The 5702-nt window shown below is 59.1% G+C and carries 4 protein-coding genes; 2 read left to right on the top strand and 2 right to left on the bottom strand.

Going from position 1 to position 5702, the window contains the following annotated elements; genetic code table 11:
- Positions 1 to 238 precede the first annotated feature (238 nt).
- Positions 239 to 436 (top strand): hypothetical protein, encoded by a 198-nt coding sequence (locus R6U20_RS06785; protein WP_410337101.1) that lies wholly within the window; start codon positions 239 to 241, stop codon positions 434 to 436.
- Positions 399 to 1190, top strand: coding sequence for a hypothetical protein (locus R6U20_RS06780; protein WP_410337100.1), 792 nt, complete (start codon positions 399 to 401; stop codon positions 1188 to 1190). The genes R6U20_RS06785 and R6U20_RS06780 overlap by 38 nt, the downstream gene beginning before the upstream one ends.
- Positions 1191 to 1816: 626 nt before the next feature.
- Here the strand turns inward: R6U20_RS06780 and dnaE are convergent.
- Positions 1817 to 5305, bottom strand: coding sequence for a DNA polymerase III subunit alpha (gene dnaE / locus R6U20_RS06775; protein ID WP_410337099.1), 3489 nt, complete (start codon positions 5303 to 5305; stop codon positions 1817 to 1819).
- Positions 5306 to 5459: 154 nt separating this feature from the next.
- The coding region (locus R6U20_RS06770) for a hypothetical protein (RefSeq protein WP_410337098.1) at positions 5460 to 5702 on the bottom strand (243 nt) is incomplete at its 5' end.

The raw sequence follows: 5702 nt of genomic DNA, 5'->3' as shown, positions 1-5702 counted from the left end.
CATCCGTGGTGCTCAACATGCAATCGTCCGGCTGCATAGCGCGGAGGCTTGCAGTTGGCTCGTGCACACAATATACTACGGCATGTTCACTACGATATCAGGTAGCATACCCTTCAATCCCACGAAGTAGAAAAATACAGAGCACAGCAGACTGCGTCCCCCCCTTGATAGGTCTCTATGCAGAGCGGTGTGGTACCTCTACACGCGTTTTTTTCTTATCACCAAGCATACGCAGACCATGCACATACTTCAGAAAATAGCCCTCCTATTCGTTGTTGGGGCACTCCTTGGCGTGGGCCCCGCCCTGGCCCAAGACGACGCCGAAAGCGATCAAATGACAAGTGAGGCGCTCGAATCCCTCTTTCCCGAATCATTGGGCGAGGCATCCTTAGAGGAAGTTGAGACGCAAGACGACCTGCGCGCCCGCGGCATATAGCGGCATATACACGCATCCCGACGTAGAGGGCTCCATCTCGCTGGCCCTGGGGTACGGGAAGGTCATCGAAGAAGGCGTCATGGAAATAAGCTCCATGCAGATGATGGGCGCCGCTGAAATGGACGACTGGCAGACCGAGGAATGGGAGATGCAGGGGCATACCGTCCACTACATGAGCGGAGGCGGCAGAGAGGTTGCGATCAGCCTCATCGACCAGTTCCTGGTGTTCATGATGGCAGAGGAGACGGCCGAGTCGTCGCTGTATCGCACGCTCTTCGAGAGCTACGACCTGGAGGCACTGGCATCGTGGGAGGCGCCCGGCGCGTTCACTGCGCATTCGCTGGGGGATGAGACCTGCCTGAGTATGGCATGCTTTGCCGATCGCGTTTCCGCCTGCGAATCGGGCCAGATGATGGGGCAACTGGGGCGCCGGGTCGGCGGCGTCTACACGGTCGAAGAACCGATTAACGACGAGGCGTGCCTGCTCTCATTTGCTTTCACCAACAACCCCAACCCCGACTTTGTTGATCAGAAAGTGCTCTTTCCGGTACAGCACGTGGCCGACGTGGCCGGAAACTTTCAGGAAGATGTCATGACTCCCATGCAGGCATGCATGGAAGACACCGAAGACGCCTCGGAGCACTGTGGCGGGCCGCTGCTGGAGGTGATAAATGGTGAACAAGGCGAAGACGCCGTGTCAGAAGACGAGGTCGATACCAGCGGTGGCGGTCCCCTTCAGGAGCAGCGCAAGTAGCGGAGTTCGACCCCGCCCAATCATCGCCCAACCGCCGCTCATTTGCATATAGGCGGGCTGGATTGCATATTCCAGCAGGCTTTTAATCGCACCTTTGAGGTATACGTAACGTCCCAGGGCACTGGGACGCTGTTCTCGTGCCCCTTTTCGTATGGCAATGCTGCTCCGCATGGCAAGGCTGCACTGCCCGGGCGACGCAGAGCCCTGCGTCGTTACGTCCGGTTGCAGATCTGACGGCACAAGGTCGCCTCTGGCGTGTGCTTGGCTTCGCTCGGGATGGGCACGCCGTTGAGATATACGTACCATCTCAGCGCGGTGGGGTGCTGTTCTCGTGCCCCTTTTCGTATGGCAATGCTGCTCCGCGTGGCAAGGCTGCACTGCCCGGGCGACGCAGAGCCCTGCGTCGTTACGGCAGGTTGGGGCCGCGCCTTGTGTTCTAATTGGAGGCTGCCCCTTTATCCCACATCCGATTGCACTGTTGCGGGATCACTTATCTGCGAGGCACCGGATTTACTTCGTCAGTTGAGTTCGTGTGGGGACGGACGCATGGAGGGATGAAAGGGTGATGCACCTCCTGCCGTCCACACGTCCATACCTCCACACCAACGAAGCATGGAGAGTTGGTATTACTGCTGCCCTTTCAGCGTCACGGCGTCGTTGCCGAAGAGCTGCTTCACGCCGCGCATGAAGCCCGAGGTGGGTTCGACCACAAACTTGCGGCTCCGTAGGCGCTCGGGACTGCGAAGTTCGGGGGCGTTCACGTCGAAGTAAAGCGTGCAGTTGCCTCGGTGCTCGGTACACAGGTCGCGCAGGCGGTTCAGGGTGGAGCGGTCGAGCAGGTCGGCATCCACCTCAAGCACGACCTCGTTCACCAGCCGCTCGCGGACCTTCCACATTGGGAAGACCTCCTGCACGATGACCGACACCGACGTGCCACGCACCTCCGCGTTACCCTTCACGAGCACCACATCATCCACGTTCAGGTACGGCTGGATGCGGTCGAGCACGCTCGCAAAACAAACCAGCTCGCCCTGTCCGGTAAAGTCCTCGACGGTAGCAAAAGCAATAGGCTTTCCGTTCTTCGTGGTGCGGCGGTTCACCTCCGTAATGATTCCGCAGAATGTGCGTACCGGACCGCGATTGCGTCCGTCGCCGCTTTGGGTGTGAGCAATAGCACGCTCCAGGGCTTCGGTTTCGCCGAAGTGCGCGCTGGCAAAGGCCTCGGCTTCCGCCTTGTACTCATCGAGCGGGTGGCCCGATACGTAGACGCCGATGACCTCGTGCTCGGCTTTTAGCTTCTTACCCTTGGCCCACGGCTCCGTATCCGGCAGCGACGGCTCCATCTCATCGCCTCCGATCCCGCCATCGCCAAAGAGCGAGTTCTGCCCCGCCGCCCGGTCGGCTTGCACCTTCTGTCCGTAGCGCACAGCTGTGTCGACGGCCTCAAGAAGTTGGGCGCGGTGGCCTTCGAGTTCGTCGAGCGCCCCCGCCTTCACGAGCGCCTCCAGCGTGCGTTTGCCCGCAGTGCGCAGGTCCAGGTGTTTCGTAAGGTCCCAGATCGTGTTGAAGGGGCCGTGTTCTTCGCGCGTCTCAATGATCGCCTCCACAGCACCGGTGCCGGCGCCCTTCACCGCGCCCATGCCAAAGAGAATCGCGCCCTGATCCACCGTAAACTGCACGTCGCTGCGGTTGATAGAGGGCGGCAGAATCTCGATGCCCAGCGTGCGGGCCTCCTCCAGCACCACGCTCAGCTTGTCGTTGTTGCCAATCTCGTTTGTCATGGCTGCCGCCATGAACTCGGCCGGGTAGTGGGCCTTCAGGTACGCCGTCTGGTACGCGACAATCGAGTAGGCCGCCGCGTGCGAGCGGTTAAACCCGTATCCGGCAAACTTGGCCATGAGTTCCCACACCTCCTCGATGGTGGCATCGGAGACGTCCTGAGCGCGGGCGCCCTGGACAAATTCCTCCTTCATTTTGTCTACGACTTTCTGCTTCTTTTTCCCCATCCCACGTCTCAGAATATCGGCTTTGCCCAGGCTGAAGCCGCCCATCTCCTGCGCCATCTGCATGACCTGCTCCTGATACACAGGGATGCCGTAGGTCGGCTCCAAGATCTCTTCGAGCATTGGGTGCGGGTACTCGACCTCCTCGTTGCCGTGCTTCCGGGCAATGTACGACGGAATGTTCTCCATCGGGCCCGGACGATACAGCGAGTTCATCGCAATCAGGTCGTTCAACTCGGTCGGTTTCAGCTTGCGCAGCCATTCGCGCATGCCGGTCGACTCAAACTGGAAGATCGACACGGTTTCTCCGCGCTGAAACAGCTCGTATGTTTCTTCATCATCGAGCGGGATCTCGTCGATGTCGATCTCCACGCCATGCTTTTTCTGGATGAGATCGAGCGTGTCGTTGATAACGGTCAGCGTCTTCAGCCCCAGGAAGTCCATCTTCAGGAGGCCAAACTCCTCGACCCAGTCGCCATCGTACTGCGTGGTGATGACCTTTTCGCCCTTGCTCTTCGACACGCTAATGGGCACATAGTCGCTCACCTCGCCCGGCGCAATGATGACTCCGGCTGCATGCACACCGGTGTGGCGGGCCGAGCCCTCCAGCACGTCGGCATACTGCATCATCTTTCGGATTTTAGGGTTGTCCGACTGCTTCAACTGCCGGAACTCGGGCACTTCGTCGTACGCATCATCGAGGTCTACGCCTACGCCGTCGGGCACCATCTTGGCAATGCGGTCGGCCTCGCTCAGGGGGATGTCGAGCACACGCGCCACGTCGCGAATCACCGTCTTGGCGCCCATGGTGCCAAAGGTGATGATCTGGCACACGTTCTCGCGCCCGTACTTGTCAACGACATAGTCGATCACCTTCGAGCGGCCCCGGTCGTCGAAGTCGATGTCGATGTCGGGCATCGACACGCGCTCGGGGTTCAGGAAGCGCTCAAACAGCAGATCGTACTTGAGCGGATCCACGTTGGTGATGCCGAGGCAGTAACTTACGCAGCTCCCAGCAGCAGATCCACGACCCGGACCCACACGCACGCCGAGGTCGCGGGCGGCATCGGTAAAGTCTTGTACAATCAGGAAATAGCCCGCGTATCCCATTTCCTTGATGATGCCCAACTCGTGGTTCAGCCGGTCGACCACGCGCTGCGAGAGCGGCTCGGGATAGCGCTCCTTGGCCCGCTCAAAGGTCACATGGCGCAGGTACGCGTCCATGTCGTCGTCGAACGCGTCGGGAATAGGGTAGTGCGGCATGAGCAGGTCGCCCATGGGCAGCTCAAAGTCGCATTTGGCGGCGACCTCCGCAGTGTTGGTGAGGGCGTTTTGCTGGATCGGATCGGGGAGATCCGAGAACGCATTCATCATTTCGTGTGCGCCCTTCATGTAGAACTGGTCGTTCTCGAAGCGCATGCGGTTCGGGTCGTTGTATTGCTTGCCTGTTTGCAGGCAGAGCATCACATCTTGCGCTTCGGCGTCTTCCTGGTCCACGTAGTGCACGTCGTTGGTGCCCACCACCGGCACGTCGTACTCGCGCGCCCAGCGCACCAGCACCTCGTTGCAGGTGTGCTGATCGTCGATGTTGTGGTCTTGAAACTCGATGTAGTAATCGTCACCAAAGATGTCGAGATACATCTCGAAGAGTTCGCGTGCCCGCTCTTCCCCCTTGTGCAGAATTGCTTGTGGCACCTCACCTTGCAGGCAGCAGGTGGTGGCGATAAGTCCTTCGTGATGCTCGCGCAGCAGCCCGTGGTCGATGCGGGGTTTGTAGTAGAAGCCGTCGGTGTACGACTTCGAAGACAGCTTAATCAGGTTGTGGTAGCCCACCTCGTTTTTGGCGAGGAGCACCTGATGGTAGCGGGTCTTGTCTTTCTTGTCGTGGATGCCACTGGGCGTTAGATAGAACTCGCACCCAATGATCGGCTGCACCCCCTTGTCGCGCGCGGTGGTGTAGAACTCGGGCACGCCGTACAGATTGCCATGGTCGGTGATGGCCACGGCCGGAATCTGCTTCTGGCGGGCCCGGTCGATCATGGTGTCGATGCCAGCGGCGCCGTCGAGCAGCGAATACTGAGTGTGGCAATGCAGATGGCAAAAGTCGTCCATAGCAGCAGGAGTCGGGCGGAACGAGCAGGCGAAGAGGCACGCGGACCGAGTGGCCGGGCTGTGCGAGGCGCACGTACCAATGAAGCACACAGCCACCGCATCGTCAATACACGCGGTATGAAATAATACCAGGTGCGAGACTTCGATGTACGCGTTAGGTTGGAGGCCGCCCGGGATATCCGCACCCCAGGAGTACTCGGTCGCGGTGCTCCCAGCGCTTCGTTCCTGATCCCGGGCTAAGGATTTGCATAAATACACTATTGTCATCCTTCTTTTCAAGGTTTACAGCGCCATTTAGATTTGCGTATTTAAATCCTCCTATATCCTTTACTGGATACCAGTATTGTTCTGCAAATTTTACCTCGTAAGGCTTTATCCAGCTGTAGTCAGGCTGGTT

Origin of the sequence: Longimonas sp., from assembly GCF_046498435.1 — a bacterium.
Classification (GTDB): Bacteria; Bacteroidota; Rhodothermia; order Rhodothermales; family Salinibacteraceae; genus Longimonas.
The sequence above is the reverse complement of the archived record's forward strand: the minus strand, read 5'-3'. Positions and strand labels throughout refer to the sequence as shown.

What these genes read in the sequence shown, in the direction of transcription:
- R6U20_RS06785 (WP_410337101.1), top strand. Translation starts at nt 239, where the DNA reads ATGCACATACTTCAGAAAATAGCCCTCCTATTCGTTGTTGGGGCACTC.
- dnaE (WP_410337099.1), bottom strand. Translation starts at nt 5,305, where the DNA reads ATGGACGACTTTTGCCATCTGCATTGCCACACTCAGTATTCGCTGCTC.